The sequence below is a fragment of the Pseudomonas sp. Leaf127 genome (assembly GCF_001423155.1).
GTDB lineage: Bacteria > Pseudomonadota > Gammaproteobacteria > Pseudomonadales > Pseudomonadaceae > Aquipseudomonas > Aquipseudomonas ovata.
The window spans coordinates 372,267-386,650 of record NZ_LMOA01000023.1 but is presented as its reverse complement, the minus strand read 5'-3'; the positions used below and the strand labels follow the sequence as shown (position 1 = coordinate 386,650).

Sequence of the window (14,384 nt, the reverse complement as noted above, 5' to 3'; positions counted from 1 at the left end):
GGCCTTACTCAATGTTCTGCACTTGTTCGCGCATCTGTTCGATCAACACTTTGAGGTTGACCGCCGCCTGGGTACTGCGTGGATCGAAAGCCTTGGAGCCCAGGGTATTGGCCTCGCGGTTGAGTTCCTGCATCAGGAAATCCAGGCGTCGCCCGGCCTGGCCGCCGGCCTTGAGCACCCGGCGCACCTCGGTGACGTGGGTGCTCAGGCGATCGAGCTCTTCGGCGACATCGCTCTTTTGTGCCAGCAGGACCAGTTCCTGTTCCAGGCGCTGCGGGTCCAGCTCGGCCTTCATGTCGGTGAAGCGGTCAAGAATCTTCTGGCGCTGGGCGGCCAGCATGTGCGGCACCAGGGCGCGCAGTGTGGTGACTTCCAGGGCAATGGCGTCCAGCCGCTCGTTGAGCAACGCTGCCAGGCCTGCACCTTCGCGGCCGCGACCGGTCTTGAGTTCGTCCAGGCCCTGGGTGAACAGCGCCAGGGCTTCGTTGTTCAGCGCCTGCGGGTCGCTGGCATCGGCTACCAGCACGCCCGGCCAGGCGAGCACCTCAAGCGGGTTGAGCGGCGCAGGCTGCTGGATCAGGCTGGCGACCTGTTCGGCGGCAGCGACCAGTTGCGCGGCGCGCTCGCGGTCGACCTGCAACGGCTTGCCGGCGCTTTCCTCGGCGAAGCGCAGGGTGCACTCGACCTTGCCGCGTGACAGGCCCTGGCGCAGGGCTTCACGAATGGCGCCTTCCAGGTCACGGAAGGCATCGGGCAGGCGCAGGTGCGGCTCAAGGTAACGGTGGTTGACCGAGCGCAGTTCCCAGCTCAGGGTGCCCTGGGCACCGGCCCGTTCGACGCGGGCAAAGGCGGTCATGCTGTGCACCATGGGGTGTACCTCCTGATTCGTGAGTCCTGGGCAAGGGTGGGTCCGGGCGGACGCCGTGCGACAGGCTGCAAAGGCGCAGGATTGTAACCCAGTGCGTGGCCGGCTCCCAAACCGCTGATGCGCCGGCCCCTGCCCGGCTGTCGACACCGTCCGGCAAGGCCTGCGGCAGAGCCCTTGTGTCGGCTGAAACGGCCCGGCGGACTTTTAGATGTGCCCAGCGCCAGCCATGGGCTTTATACTCCCGGCAGTTTTCCGTCCCTGTACAGGTATTGCCAGATGAAACGTCCAAGTGGTCGCGCTGCCGATCAGCTGCGCCCGATCCGTATCACCCGCAACTACACCAAACATGCCGAAGGCTCTGTGCTGGTCGAGTTCGGTGACACCAAGGTCATCTGCACGGTCAGCGTCGAAAACGGCGTCCCGCGCTTTCTCAAGGGTCAGGGCCAGGGCTGGTTGACCGCCGAGTACGGCATGCTGCCGCGCTCGACCGGCGAGCGTAACCAGCGTGAGGCCAGCCGTGGCAAGCAGGGCGGCCGCACCCTGGAAATCCAGCGCCTGATCGGCCGCTCGCTGCGCGCGGCACTGGACATGTCCAAGCTGGGCGACATCACCCTGTACGTCGATTGCGACGTGATCCAGGCCGATGGCGGCACCCGCACCGCCTCGATCACCGGTTCCATGGTGGCGCTGATCGATGCCCTGAAACTGATCAAGAAGCGCGGTGGCCTGAAAGCCGGCGATCCGCTCAAGCAGATGGTCGGCGCCGTGTCCGTGGGTATCTACAAGGGCGAGCCGGTCCTGGACCTGGACTACCTCGAGGACTCTGCGGCCGAGACCGACCTGAACCTGGTCATGACCAGCGCCGGCGGTTTCATCGAGATCCAGGGCACCGCCGAAGGCGCGCCGTTCCAGCCTGAAGAGCTCACCGCCATGCTGGAACTGGGCCGCAAGGGCATGGACGAGATCTTCGAGCTGCAGCGCGCGGCGCTGGCGGACTGATTGCCCGCGTGAGACCTACAATCTGCGGGTAATAAAAAGCCGACATCATGTCGGCTTTTTGTCGAATGGACATTGACCCGTGGTCAGATGGTCAGTGTCCAGTCGTAGTCCACGATCAGCGGCGCGTGCTGCGAGAAACGCGGCTGGCGCGGCAGGCGTGCGCTGCGCACGAAGCGGCGCAGGCCCGGCGTCAGGATCTGGTAGTCGAAGCGCCAGCCCAGGTTGAGCATCTCGGCCTGTTCGCTGTCCGGCCACCAGCTGTACTGGTCGCCTTCGCGATTGACTTCGCGCAGGGCGTCCACGTACCCCATGTTGCCGACGATCTCGTCCATCCAGGCACGCTCAGGCGCCAGGAAGCCCGGCGACTGCTGGCTGTCGCGCCAGTTCTTGATGTCGAGCTTCTGCTGCGCGACATACAGCGAACCGCAATAGATGTATTCGCGACGCTTGCGGCGTTGCTTGTCCAGGTACTTGCCGAAGTCGTCCATGAGCTTGAACTTCTGGTTCAGGTCTTCGTCGCCGTTCATGCCCGAAGGCATCAACAGGCTGGCAATACTGACTTTGTCGAAATCGGCCTGCAGGTAACGCCCGTAGCGGTCGGCTGTTTCGAAGCCCAGGCCGCTGATTACCGCCTTTGGTTGCAAACGCGAGTAAAGCGCCACACCGCCCTGGGCGGGTACTTCGGCTTCGCACGCGTAAAGGAAGTAGCCATCCAGCTGGTAGGCTGGATCATCCAGTTCAAAGGTGGAGGCGCGGGTGTCCTGTAGACAGATGACGTCGGCATTCTGGGCTTGCAGCCAGCTGAGCAAACCACGCTCGACTGCAGCCTGAATGCCATTTACGTTCACACTGATGATCCGCATAAATGGCCCCAAAAATCACGTGCGTGTATGATACCCGAGGTCAAGTCAATTAGCTAAATCCATGCTTTCGAGGCTTTTTCATGCAGGCGTACCAACGCGATTTCATTCGTTTTGCCATTGATCGCGGCGTATTGCGCTTCGGTGAGTTCACCCTCAAGTCCGGGCGTACCAGCCCTTACTTCTTCAATGCCGGCCTGTTCAACAGCGGCTCGGCCCTGTCGCGGCTCGGGCGTTACTACGCGGCTGCCGTGGTCGACAGCGGCCTGGCCTTCGACGTGCTGTTCGGCCCGGCCTACAAGGGCATTCCGCTGGCCGCCGCTACGGCCGTGGCACTGGCCGAGCACCATGACCGCGACCTGCCGTGGTGCTTCAACCGCAAGGAAGCCAAGGATCACGGCGAAGGTGGCAGCCTGGTAGGCGCGCCCCTGGCCGGCAATGTGCTGATCATCGACGACGTGATCACCGCTGGCACCGCCATCCGTGAAGTCATGCAGATCATCCAGGCCCAGCAGGCCACGGCGGCCGGTGTATTGATCGCCCTCAACCGCCAGGAGCGCGGCAACGGCGAGCTGTCGGCAATCCAGGAAGTGGAGCGTGACTTCGGCATCCCGGTGGTCAGCATCGTCTCGTTGAACCAGGTCCTGGAGTTTCTGGCCGACGATCCGCAGCTCAAGCAGTACCTGCCGGCCGTCGAGGACTACCGGGCGCAGTTCGGGATTTAAGGAGGCCTATGGCCGGGGCCTGGCAACTGCAAGTGCGACCGATGCGCCAGGCTCGTCTGGGTGCGGCAGGCCTGCTGCTATGGCTTGGCGCTTCGCTCCAGGGGCCTGCCCTGGCCGCCGAGCCGCCCGAAATCCTGCTCTACCGCTACGTCGACAGCCGTGGCGTCATCGTGATGGACCGCCAGGGCGTCCCGTCCGAGTACATCGGCAAGGGCTATCAGGTTCTCAATGCCCGTGGCCGCGTGGTGCAGATCGTGCCGCCGGCCCCCACCGCCCAGGAAATCCGCCAGGCCGAAGCCACCAGGGCCCAGGCCAGTGCCGATGCGCAGCTGTTGCAGCAATACAGCAGCCTGGATGATGTAGACCGCGCCAGGGCACGCCGGCTGGCCGAGCTCGATGCACTGATCGGCGTGGCCCAGGGCAATATCCAGGGGCTGTCTGCCCAGCAGGCCAGTTTGCAGGGCCAGGCGGCCGACCACGAGCGCGCCGGGCGCCCGGTGCCACAAACGCTACTCGACCAACTCAAGGACCTGCGCACCCGGCAACAGGCACTGCAGGCCGGCATCCTGCGCTACCAGCAGAGCCGGCAAGAGGCCGAAGCCACGTTTGCCGTGGACCGGGCGCGGGTGCAGAAGCTGCTGCAGTAGGCGCGCTTGCCCGAATGCCGAACCACCGCGACCGAGTGCCTTAGCAGTCGTAAAATTTCAGCGTTTCCAGGATTTCTGCGAGCGCTACGCACTCGATCGCCGGCAAGCCGCCTCCCACAGGTCCCCTGCTTGGCGCGGCGCCAAGGTGGCGCACCCACAAAAAAGCCCCGCCGGCTTGCGCAGGCGGGGCTTTCAGACCCTCGACCGTCAGCCGCGAGGCTTGCGGTTGGTGATCAGGGTGCCGACGCCGCTGTCGGTGAAGATCTCCAGCAGCACCGCATTAGGCACACGGCCGTCGATGATGTGCGAGCTGTGCACCCCGCCTTGCACCGCTTCGAGTGCGCAACGGATCTTGGGCAGCATGCCGCCGTAGATGGTGCCGTCGGCGATCAGGCTGTCGACCTGTTCGGTGGTCAGGCCGGTCAGCACGTGACCCTGCTTGTCCATCAGGCCGGCAATGTTGGTCAGCAGCATCAGTTTCTCGGCCTTGAGCGCCTCGGCCACCTTGCCGGCCACCAGGTCGGCATTGATGTTGTACGACTCACCTTCAGGACCGACGCCGATCGGTGCGATCACCGGAATGAAGTCACCCTTGACCAGCATGTTGAGCAGGTCGGTGTTGACCCCGACCACCTCACCCACATGACCGATGTCGATGATCTCGGGCTTGGTCATTTCCGGGGTCTGGCGGGTCACGGTGAGCTTTTTCGCACGAATCAGCTCGGCGTCCTTGCCGGTCAGGCCGATGGCGCTGCCGCCATGACGGTTGATCAGGTTGACGATGTCCTTGTTGACCTGGCCGCCCAGCACCATTTCCACCACATCCATGGTCTGGGCGTCGGTGACGCGCATGCCATCGATGAAGTGGCTTTCGATGGACAGGCGCTTGAGCAGGTCACCGATCTGCGGCCCGCCGCCGTGCACCACAACCGGGTTGATGCCAACCGCCTTCATCAACACGATGTCGCGGGCAAAGCCGGTCTTGAGCTCTTCACTCTCCATGGCGTTGCCGCCGTACTTGATGACCAGTGTCTTGCCGACGAAGCGGCGGATGTACGGCAGTGCTTCGGACAATACCTTGGCAACGTTGGTGGCGGCATCACGATCGAGGGTCATTCGGGGCTCCTGTCAAAGGTCAAAACAATCAGAACGGCAGTTCGAGGTCCGGCGCAACTTTCTTGAGCTCGGTGTGGAAGACGCCCTGGATGCGCTGCAATTCAGCTTCGGTCTCGGCTTCGAAGCGCAGCACCAGCACCGGCGTGGTGTTGGACGCACGCACCAGGCCCCAGCCTTGCGGGTAGTCGACCCGCACGCCATCGATGCTGGTCAGCTGTGCATCGCCCCATTGAGCGTCCTTTTCAAGGGCTTCAATGATGCTGAACTTGGTGACGTCGGTCACCTTGATATTGATTTCCGGGGTGGAAATGTCCTCGGGGAACGAGGCGAACAGCGTTTCGGCGTCTTCGGCCTTCTGGCTGAGAATTTCCAGCAGGCGCGCGGCACTGTAGATACCGTCGTCGAAGCCGAACCAGCGCTCCTTGAAGAAGATGTGCCCGCTCATTTCGCCAGCCAGCAGGGCACCGCTCTTTTTCATCTGCTTCTTGATCAGCGAGTGACCGGTCTTCCACATCACCGGGCGACCACCATGCGCTTCGATCAGCGGGGTCAGGCGACGGGTGCATTTGACGTCGAAGATGATTTCAGCGCCCGGATTGCGCTCCAGCACGTCCAGCGCAAACAGCATCAACAAGCGGTCGGGATAGACCACGTTGCCCTCGTTGGTCACCACACCCACGCGGTCGCCGTCACCGTCAAAGGCCAGGCCCAGGTCGGCACCGGTTTCCTTGACCTTGGCGATCAGGTCCTGCAGGTTTTCAAGCTTGCCCGGGTCCGGGTGGTGGTTGGGGAAATTGCCGTCGACTTCGGCGAACAGCGAGATCACCTCGCAGCCCAGCGCCTCGATCAATTGCGGAGCGATCACACCGGCCGCACCGTTGCCGCAGTCGACCACGACCTTGAGCTTGCGGGCCAGCTTGATGTCGTTCTTGATGTACTTGAAATAGCCGTCGAGGATGTCGACCTGGGTGATGCTGCCTTGCCCGGTCGGCAGGTCATTGCTGCGAATGCGCTGCAACAGGGCCTGGATCTGCTCGTTGGCCAGGGTGTCGCCGGCGATCACGATCTTGAAGCCGTTGTAGTCCTTGGGGTTGTGGCTGCCGGTCAGCATCACACCGGTCTTGCCGGCCAGCACGTTGGCGGCGTAATACAGGGCCGGCGTCGGCACCAGGCCAACGTCGCTGACGTGGCAGCCGCTGTCGTACAGGCCCTTGATCAGTTGCTGCGCAAGCTCAGGCCCCGACAGGCGACCGTCGCGGCCGACGCTGACGTTGGGTTCGTTCTCGGCCAGGCTCTGGGCGCCGATGGCGCGGCCGATCCAGTAGGCGGTTTCAGCGTGAAGAGTATCACCGACCACGCCGCGGATGTCATAGGCGCGAAAAATGGTGTCAGGTAGCTGGGGTGCCACGGATGCTGGGCTGTTCATTGGGGGGGAGAGCTCCGATCTCAGGAAGTTCTGGTTGTCGTCGAGAATGTCGATATCGAGAATATCGGTATCCTGGAACAGCGGATCGCGCAGGTCATCGTCAGGGACGGTGGGCGGTGGCGATACTGCAACGCTGCCTTCAGTGATGCCGGGTGCGGGGCCGGTCTTGTCGCTGCGCACCGTGCCGGGCACGCCGGTATGCGGGCCGCGCAGCGAAAAACGGGCGAGGGCCTGAGCCAGGCCTTCAAGGGCAGGCAGGCTCAGACCGAATGATTTGACGGTTTTTCCGCCAGAGAGTTCTTGCAGCAGTTGATCGAGCTGCCGGGCATCGGCGCTGATGCGGCGTTGCAGGGCGCGCTCATTGAGGTACAGGCCCAGCACGATGCCAACCAGCGCCAGCAGGGCCGCCAGCGCCAGCAGCAGCCAGGGCGGCGAGCCTTGCAGGGCCGGACCCGGGGCGAACTGCAATTGCCAGCCGGGGTAGCCGGTGTCAAAGCTTGCGGCCTGATCGCCATTGGCCTGGCCGCGCTGGACAAAGACCTGACGCGGCCCGTTGCCGAACTGCTGGCTGAGCGTGACCTGGCCGGCCTCGGCGGGTATCGGCGGCAAGGCACCGAGCAGGCGCTGGATATCAAAGGCCAGCAGCAGCGTGCCGCCGGGCGGATTGCCTGGGGCATCACGTACGACAGCGGCGCTGTAGATCACCCAGCGCTCGCCGACCTGGCGCGCCTCGGGCGCCGGTGGCTGGCCCTGAATGGTCTTGTTGAGCATGTCCAGGGTGGAAAAGCTCACCGGCACCGGTGCTTGCTCATCGGTATCGGCCAGCCCCCTGGGGTTGATCCGTGCACCGACCAGGCCGTCCCAGTAGAGAAACTGTGCCTGCGCCGCTTTCAGGGCCAGCGGATCGCTGCCCTGTACCAGCCGGGCAATCGCCGGATTACTGGCCGCCGCGCGGGTGTCGGCATCGATCTGGCGCAACGCCAGGTTGATCGCTGCGGCCTGGCTGTTGCCCCAGGCCTGCACCTGTTGCTGATAGTGCTGCGGGTTGCCGGACAGACCGATGCCCACCAGCAGTGCAGCGGCACCCAGGCCGATCAGCGCCGGAACCAGGCCGGGCAGCAGGGCGTGCAGACCCGTCGAAGCCGGCGCCGGGCGGTGTGCTGCTGACTGCGTGGCGGTGCTGAGCTGACTGCCTTTCACCCGACTGCTCTCCATTCATGGGTACTGATGCCGGGCATTGTTGCCGCGATCGAGACTCAGTGGCTGCCGGAGTGACCGAAGCCGCCAGCGCCGCGCTCGGTCTGCTGGAATTCATCGACCAGTTCGAAATGCGCCTGCACCACCGGCACCAGCACCAGTTGCGCAATGCGCTCGCCGATGGCGATGGTGAACGGCGTCTGGCCGCGGTTCCAGCACGAGACCATCAGTTCGCCCTGGTAGTCGGAGTCGATCAACCCGACCAGGTTGCCCAGCACGATGCCGTGCTTGTGGCCCAGTCCCGAGCGCGGCAGGATCATGGCCGCCAGGCCCGGGTCCTGGATGTAGATCGAAAGCCCGGTAGGAATCAACAGGGTCTGGCCCGGCTCCAGGACCGTGTCCTGCTTGAGCATGGCGCGCAGGTCGAGGCCTGCCGAGCCGCCGGTGGCGTAGGCCGGAAGAGGAAATTCGCTGCCGATGCGAGGGTCGAGGATCTTGGCTTGTAGAGCGTGCATTCGTAGTCAGGCCTGATTCATGCGTTCTGCGATAAAGGTGATCAGCTGGCGGGCAATCTTGCCCTTGCTGGTCTGGGCAAAGAGCGTTGCGTGCAACGCCCGGTCGATCACGCTGCAGGCATTTTCCTCGCTGTTGAAGCCGATGCTGGGGTTGGCCACATCGTTGGCGACGATCAGGTCGAGATTCTTGTCCTTGAGCTTGCGTGCAGCATAGTCGAGCAAGTGTTCAGTCTCGGCGGCAAAACCGACACTGAACGGACGATCGGGACGGGTGGCAATGGTGGCCAGAATGTCCGGGTTGCGGACCATCTGCAGCAGCAAGCCGTCGCCGTTCGTAGGATCTTTCTTGAGTTTATGCGGGGCGATGACTTCAGGTCGGTAGTCCGCGACCGCTGCCGAGGCGATGAACAGGTCACACGGAATCGCTGCCTCGCACGCCGCGAGCATGTCGCGGGCGCTGACCACATCGATGCGCGTCACCCGGTCCGGGGTCGGCAGGCTCACGGGGCCGGTGATCAGCGTGACCCGGGCGCCGGCCTCAACGGCTGCCTCGGCCAGGGCAAAGCCCATCTTGCCGGAGCTGTGGTTAGTGATGTAGCGCACCGGATCGATGTTTTCCTGGGTGGGACCGGCGGTGATCAGCACATGCTTGCCGGTCAGGCTCAGGCGCTGGAAACACTGCGCCGCGCACAGGGCCAGGTCGTCGGGCTCAAGCATGCGCCCGAAGCCCACGTCACCGCAGGCCTGCACGCCGGAGGCCGGGCCGAACACCTTCCAGCCGCGCTCGGCGAGCTGTCGGGTGTTGGCCTGCACCGTGTCGTCGCGCCACATGGCCTGGTTCATCGCCGGGGCAATGGCGACGGTGGCGTCAGTGGCCAGCACGATGGTGGTCAGCAGGTCATTGGCGATGCCCTGGGCCAGGCGGGCGATCAGGTCGGCGGTGGCCGGGGCGATGAGGATCAGGTCGGCCCACCTGGCCAGCTCGATATGCCCCATGGCCGCTTCGGCCGCCGGGTCCAGCAGGTCCAGGTGCACCGGGTGCCCCGAGAGCGCCTGCATGGTAAGCGGGGTAATGAATTCCGCCCCGCCACGGGTCATGACGACACGCACTTCGGCACCCTGGTCGCGCAGGCGGCGAACCAGTTCGGCGCTCTTGTAGGCCGCGATGCCGCCGCCGACGCCCAGAACGATGCGTTTTCGATACAGCCGCTGCATAGGCTTGCCTTGTCTTGGTCAATGGCGCGATGGCGATGACGCCTCCCCAGGCCGGGTCGCCGCGCAAAAAAGATGGGCTAAGATAGCACAGCGTCTGCCATGGAACAGCGACGTCCATGGCGGTGTTCGCACAACACAAGGAGGTGTTATGAGTATTCGCGACTGGCCCGCGGCGGAGCGTCCCCGCGAGCGATTGCTGAGCATGGGGGCGACCAGCCTCTCCGATGCCGAACTGCTGGCGATCTTTCTGCGCACCGGGGTGGCCGGGCACAGCGCGGTCGACCTGGCCCGCCACTTGCTGGGCCAGTTCGGCAGCCTGCGCACCCTGCTGGAATCGGACCTGGCAGCGTTCAGCGCGCACCTGGGGCTGGGGCCGGCCAAGTTCGCCCAGTTGCAGGCGGTGCTGGAAATGGCGCGCCGGCACATGGCCGAAACCCTGCGCCGTGATTCGGCCCTGGAAAACCCCGATCAGGTGCGCCGCTACCTCAAGTCCCTGTTGCGCCACGAACCCCATGAAGTGTTCGGCTGCCTGTTCCTGGACAGCAAGCACCGGGTGCTGGCCTTCGAAGTGCTGTTTCATGGCTCGATCAATGCCGCGTACGTTCACCCTCGCCAGGTGGTCAAGCGCGCCCTGGCGCACAACGCCGCCAGCCTGATCCTGTGCCACAACCACCCCTCGGGCGTCAGCGAGCCCAGCCGGGCCGACATCGAGCTGACCAAGCGGCTCATGGAGACGCTGGCGCTGATCGATGTCGAGGTGCTGGACCATGTGATCATCGGCGATGGCGAACCGTTGTCACTGGTCGAGCGCGGCCTGATGTAGTACTCCTGCGGCTGACGCCTTTCGCGACCGTTGGTCGCTCCAACAGGATTGGCGTGGTGCGAGGCGGCCGGGTTATTTTACCGTCACCTTGTAGAAATCCTGGCGGCCGAACGGGCTGACCTGGTAGCCGCTGACCTCCTTGCGGGTCAGCACGGCGGCGGTGGGGTGGGCCAGTGGCAGCCACAGGGCTTGCTGCTGGATCTGCGCCTGGGCCTGCTGGTAGAGCTTGCTGCGGGCGGCCTGGTCACTGGTGGCCTTGCCATCGGTGATCAGCGTGTCCAGACCCTTGTCGCAGTACCGGGCGAAGTTGGTGCCCGACTGCACGGCCGCGCAGGAAAACTGCGGGGTCAGGAAGTTGTCCGGGTCGCCGTTGTCGCCGGCCCAGCCCATGAACAACAAGTCATGCTCGCCCGCCTTGGCACGGCGAATCAGTTCGCCCCATTCAATGACGCGGATCTCGGCGTCGATGCCGATCTGCTTGAGATCCGCCTGCAGCAGTTGCGCGCCCAACCCGGGATTGGGGTTGAGCAGACTGCTCGACGGGCGGGTCCAGATCGTGGTTTTGGTGCCGTCCTTCAGCCCGGCCTTGGCCACCAGGGCCTTGGCCTTGGCCACATCGTGGGCGTAGCCCGGCAAGTCTTTGGCGTAACTCCAGGTGGTGGCCGGGAAAGGGCCGGCGGCGCTTTCGGCCGTGCCTTCGAACACCGCCTTGAGGTAATTGGCCTTGTCGAAGGCCAGGTTCACGGCCTGGCGCACCTCGGGCTTGTCGAACGGCGGGTGCTGGGTATTGATCGCCACGAAGGCGGTCATGAACGCTTCGGTCTTCTCGACCTTGAGGTTCGGGTCTTCACTGGCGGCCTGGATGTCCAGCGGCTTGGGCGACAGGGCAACCTGGCATTCGTTACGTCGTACCTTCTGCAGGCGCACGTTGGCGTCCGGGGTGATGGCGTACACCAGCGTGTCGATGGCCGGCTTGCCGGCAAAGTAGTCCGGGTTGCCGCTGTAGCGCACCACGGCATCCTTCTGGAAGCGCTTGAACACGAAGGGACCGGTGCCGATCGGCTGGGTGTTGAGTTTTTCCGGCGTGCCGGCCTTGAGCAGTTGCGCGGTGTATTCGGCCGAGTAGATCGAGGCAAAGCCCATGCTCAGGGTCGCCAGGAAGGTGGCGTCGGCACGGTTGAGGACAAAGCGCACAGTGTGCGGGTCAGGGGCCTCGATGGCCTTGATCAGCGCCGGCAACTGCATCGACTGCGCATGCGGAAAGCCGCTCTGGGCGATCTTGTGCCAGGGGTTGCTGGCGTCGAGCATACGATTGAAGCTGAACAGCACGTCGTCGGCATTCAGGTCGCGGGTCGGCTTGAAGTATTCGGTGCTGTGGAATTTGACCCCGCTGCGCAGCTTGAAGTCGTACGTCAGGCCATCGGCCGACACCGTCCAGCTTTCGGCCAGGCTTGGCACCAGCCTGGCGCCTTGTGCATCGAAGTCCACCAGGCGGTTCATCAGCACATCGGCCGAGGCGTTGGTGGTGGTCAGCGAGTTGTACTGCACGACATCGAACCCCTCGGGGCTCGCTTCGGTGCATACGATCAGGTTGGCGGCCTGGGTCATGGCCGGCAGCAGCAATGGGGCGAGCAAAAGAGGGAGTGCAGCTAGGCGCATGGCTATATTCCTGTTCAGATAGGGCCCCATCTGCCGGTGCAGTCTGGTGAGGGGACCTACCCTAGACGATGTCATGGCACACGACAATCAATGCAATGCGACGAATGGCACTTTGTTCGTGGATGCCCGCTGGCATGGACATGGCACCTGTTCCAGCAGCGCAAACTACTTTGCTTGTTGTTGACTGCGGGGGTTTCTGGTATAAAGCAGCGCTCTTTTCTAGGGCCCGGCTCCTTACCCATCAGGTGAGGTCGGTAAGACCCTTGAAGAAACGCGGCGCACCATGCGCCGAATGACTGAGAGATTAAGCGGCCAACCCATGCCGGGTTGGGCATGTGGTTTTAGAGGGCTGAGGCATGTCGAGAGTCTGTCAAGTTACCGGTAAGGGTCCGGTAACCGGGAATAACATTTCCCACGCAAACAACAAAACCCGTCGTCGTTTCCTGCCAAACCTGCAGCATCACCGCTTCTGGGTTGAGAGTGAAAAACGTTTCGTTCGCCTGCGCGTTTCTGCCAAGGGCATGCGTATCATCGACAAACGCGGTATCGAGGCGGTCCTGGTTGACCTGCGTCGCGACGGCAAGATTTAAGGAGACTGATCATGCGTGAATTGATTCGTTTGATTTCGAGCGCCGGCACCGGTCACTTCTACACGACCGACAAGAACAAGCGTACTACTCCGGACAAAATCGAGATCAAGAAATTTGATCCGGTTGTTCGCAAGCACGTGATCTACAAGGAAGGCAAAATCAAGTAATTGATTTTGGCTTTCACAAAAAAGGCCCGTATCGCGAGATACGGGCCTTTTTTGGTTCAGGCAGAAACGTGATCAGCCAAAGCTGAAGCCGGTGATGGCTTCATCGGCATCGGCCTGCACGGTAATACGATTCACGTCGTATTCCCTGGTGGTGATATCACGAGGACCGTGGACCCGATCGCGACCGGTCAGCTCGCTGATGTAGGCCCTTGCCGCCGGCACATAACGGCTGCCAACCAGATAGCTCAGGGTTTGGGTGATTTCTTCGTTAGTCATTTTGATCTTCCTTGAAAAGAGATAGGTGCCCATCCATTCGGGCATTCTCAGATTCCTCTTTTAGCGCCCTGTGGGTGCGTTATTTATTTATATTTGCTGCCGCAGGCTCATCGTACCCAAGGCCTGACGCAAAGAAAGCCCGGTCATTGGTTTCGTTTACAGAGGAAGGCCCGTATAGACATATACAGGCCTTTTTCATGCTGTTCAGCCAGGACGATCAGGCAAAACCAAAGCGGGTAACACGCCTTGCTGCGTCGATCTCTACGGTAATGCGGCTGACATCACCTCCTGGGCGACCCTTGGCGTCGGCTTCGCCCGGCACACCGTCAGGGCGACCGTCTGCGCCGAGATCGGGACGACCCTTGGCGTCGGCTTCGCCCGGCACACCGTCAGGGCGACCGTCTGCGCCGAGATCGGGACGACCTTTTGCGTCGGCTTCGCCCGGCACACCGTCAGGGCGACCGTCTGCGCTGAGATCGGGACGACCTTTTGCGTCGGCTTCGCCCGGCACACCGTCAGGGCGACCGTCTGCGTTGAGGTCAGGACGGCCCTTGCCGTCGATTTCGCCCGGTACACCGTCAGGACGACCGTCTGCGTTGAGGTCAGGACGACCCTTGCCGTCGATTTCGCCCGGTACACCGTCAGGGCGACCGTCTGCATTGAGGTCAGGGCGGCCTTTTGTGTCAGTTTCACCGGGACCGGCTACATCCGGGACACCGGTCAGTTCGCTGATATAGGCCTTGAGCGAAGGTACATAGCGACTGCCAATCAGGTGTTGAAGGGTCTGAGCCAAATCATTGTTGTTGTTCATTTCTATCTTCCTTGAAAGGTACGTCCATCAGTCAGGACACCTTCAGAGTCCTCCTTCATGACCCTGTAAAGGCGTTACTTATCTATATGTGTTGTTTCAGAAAATGCGCAAATCTTGCGATATGTTTCCTGGTGGGTTGCCGGATTGCTCAGCCAAAAAAAAGATGCGCATCTTGCGATGCGCATCTCTTGTGTGGCCGGTTGCCGAATCAGCCAACCTTGAAGCCGGCAATCCTGCCTCGCCAGTCGAGCAGGATGCCCAGACGGCGAATGTCAGGTTCGCCGGTCGGGTAATCATCAGGGGCCCACACCTGCTCAAAGCCGGTCAATTGCATGACATAGGCTTTGACAGAAGTGACGTACCAGCTGCCAACCAGATATTGCAGCTGCTGGTTGACCTTTTCATTGGCTTCGGTGAATTCGTCGCTCATGCTCATCTTCCTTGTTGAGGGAGGGTCCGTTGATTCGGATACGTGAGCATCATCCTTCTG

General features: G+C 62.8%; 16 protein-coding genes. 6 read left to right on the top strand and 10 right to left on the bottom strand.

What is annotated here, in order from left to right; genetic code table 11:
* Nucleotides 1–4: 4 nt before the first annotated feature.
* Nucleotides 5–868 (bottom strand): YicC/YloC family endoribonuclease, encoded by an 864-nt coding sequence (locus ASF84_RS22845; protein ID WP_056841151.1) that lies wholly within the window; start codon nucleotides 866–868, stop codon nucleotides 5–7.
* Nucleotides 869–1,144: 276 nt separating this feature from the next.
* Between ASF84_RS22845 and rph the strand changes: the two genes are divergently transcribed.
* On the top strand, nucleotides 1,145–1,867 hold the full coding sequence (rph, locus tag ASF84_RS22840; protein WP_056841150.1) for a ribonuclease PH: 723 nt from the start codon (nucleotides 1,145–1,147) through the stop codon (nucleotides 1,865–1,867).
* Between the two features lie 83 nt (nucleotides 1,868–1,950).
* Here the strand turns inward: rph and ASF84_RS22835 are convergent, their stop codons facing one another.
* Nucleotides 1,951–2,730 carry an exodeoxyribonuclease III gene (locus ASF84_RS22835; protein ID WP_056841149.1) on the bottom strand — a complete coding sequence of 260 codons (780 nt, stop codon included), beginning with the start codon at nucleotides 2,728–2,730 and terminating at the stop codon, nucleotides 1,951–1,953.
* 80 nt (nucleotides 2,731–2,810) lie between these two features.
* Here ASF84_RS22835 and pyrE point away from each other — a divergent pair, with 80 nt between their 5' ends.
* Both pyrE and ASF84_RS22825 read left to right on the top strand, forming a co-directional pair.
* A complete protein-coding gene (gene pyrE, locus ASF84_RS22830) occupies nucleotides 2,811–3,452 on the top strand; it encodes an orotate phosphoribosyltransferase (protein WP_056841148.1) in 642 nt (213 codons plus the stop codon).
* 41 nt (nucleotides 3,453–3,493) lie between these two features.
* Nucleotides 3,494–4,099, top strand: a complete 606-nt coding sequence (locus ASF84_RS22825; RefSeq protein ID WP_056841506.1) for a hypothetical protein — start codon at nucleotides 3,494–3,496, stop codon at nucleotides 4,097–4,099.
* 207 nt (nucleotides 4,100–4,306) lie between these two features.
* Here the strand turns inward: ASF84_RS22825 and argB are convergent, their stop codons facing one another.
* The 4 genes from argB to coaBC are packed head-to-tail and all read right to left on the bottom strand — an operon-like array spanning nucleotide 4,307 to nucleotide 9,568.
* The gene (argB, locus tag ASF84_RS22820) at nucleotides 4,307–5,215 is read right to left on the bottom strand and encodes an acetylglutamate kinase (RefSeq protein WP_056841147.1); all 909 of its coding nucleotides are present in this window, start codon (nucleotides 5,213–5,215) and stop codon (nucleotides 4,307–4,309) included.
* Nucleotides 5,216–5,243: 28 nt separating this feature from the next.
* A complete protein-coding gene (locus ASF84_RS30015) occupies nucleotides 5,244–7,841 on the bottom strand; it encodes a phosphomannomutase/phosphoglucomutase (protein WP_056841146.1) in 2,598 nt (865 codons plus the stop codon).
* 56 nt (nucleotides 7,842–7,897) lie between these two features.
* Nucleotides 7,898–8,353, bottom strand: a complete 456-nt coding sequence (gene dut, locus ASF84_RS22810; RefSeq protein ID WP_056841145.1) for a dUTP diphosphatase — start codon at nucleotides 8,351–8,353, stop codon at nucleotides 7,898–7,900.
* Between the two features lie 6 nt (nucleotides 8,354–8,359).
* Complete coding sequence (gene coaBC, locus ASF84_RS22805; RefSeq protein ID WP_056841144.1) at nucleotides 8,360–9,568, bottom strand: bifunctional phosphopantothenoylcysteine decarboxylase/phosphopantothenate--cysteine ligase CoaBC; 1,209 nt, start codon at nucleotides 9,566–9,568, stop codon at nucleotides 8,360–8,362.
* A 148-nt stretch (nucleotides 9,569–9,716) separates the two neighbouring features.
* Here coaBC and radC point away from each other — a divergent pair, with 148 nt between their 5' ends.
* Nucleotides 9,717–10,391 (top strand): RadC family protein, encoded by a 675-nt coding sequence (gene radC / locus ASF84_RS22800; RefSeq protein WP_056841143.1) that lies wholly within the window; start codon nucleotides 9,717–9,719, stop codon nucleotides 10,389–10,391.
* 72 nt (nucleotides 10,392–10,463) lie between these two features.
* Here radC and ASF84_RS22795 read toward each other — a convergent pair whose 3' ends face one another.
* A complete protein-coding gene (locus ASF84_RS22795) occupies nucleotides 10,464–12,050 on the bottom strand; it encodes an ABC transporter substrate-binding protein (RefSeq protein WP_056841142.1) in 1,587 nt (528 codons plus the stop codon).
* 356 nt (nucleotides 12,051–12,406) lie between these two features.
* Here ASF84_RS22795 and rpmB point away from each other — a divergent pair, with 356 nt between their 5' ends.
* Both rpmB and rpmG read left to right on the top strand, forming a co-directional pair.
* Complete coding sequence (gene rpmB / locus ASF84_RS22790; protein ID WP_056841141.1) at nucleotides 12,407–12,640, top strand: 50S ribosomal protein L28; 234 nt, start codon at nucleotides 12,407–12,409, stop codon at nucleotides 12,638–12,640.
* A gap of 11 nt (nucleotides 12,641–12,651) precedes the next feature.
* On the top strand, nucleotides 12,652–12,807 hold the full coding sequence (gene rpmG / locus ASF84_RS22785) for a 50S ribosomal protein L33 (protein ID WP_007894709.1): 156 nt from the start codon (nucleotides 12,652–12,654) through the stop codon (nucleotides 12,805–12,807).
* 72 nt (nucleotides 12,808–12,879) lie between these two features.
* On the opposite strand, the gene ASF84_RS22780 is transcribed toward rpmG, so the two are convergent.
* The 3 genes from ASF84_RS22780 to ASF84_RS22770 form a co-directional block, all read right to left on the bottom strand.
* Complete coding sequence (locus ASF84_RS22780; protein ID WP_056841140.1) at nucleotides 12,880–13,083, bottom strand: hypothetical protein; 204 nt, start codon at nucleotides 13,081–13,083, stop codon at nucleotides 12,880–12,882.
* A gap of 217 nt (nucleotides 13,084–13,300) precedes the next feature.
* The gene (locus ASF84_RS22775) at nucleotides 13,301–13,894 is read right to left on the bottom strand and encodes a hypothetical protein (RefSeq protein WP_056841139.1); all 594 of its coding nucleotides are present in this window, start codon (nucleotides 13,892–13,894) and stop codon (nucleotides 13,301–13,303) included.
* A 208-nt stretch (nucleotides 13,895–14,102) separates the two neighbouring features.
* On the bottom strand, nucleotides 14,103–14,324 hold the full coding sequence (locus ASF84_RS22770; RefSeq protein WP_056841138.1) for a hypothetical protein: 222 nt from the start codon (nucleotides 14,322–14,324) through the stop codon (nucleotides 14,103–14,105).
* Nucleotides 14,325–14,384: the final 60 nt, after the last annotated feature.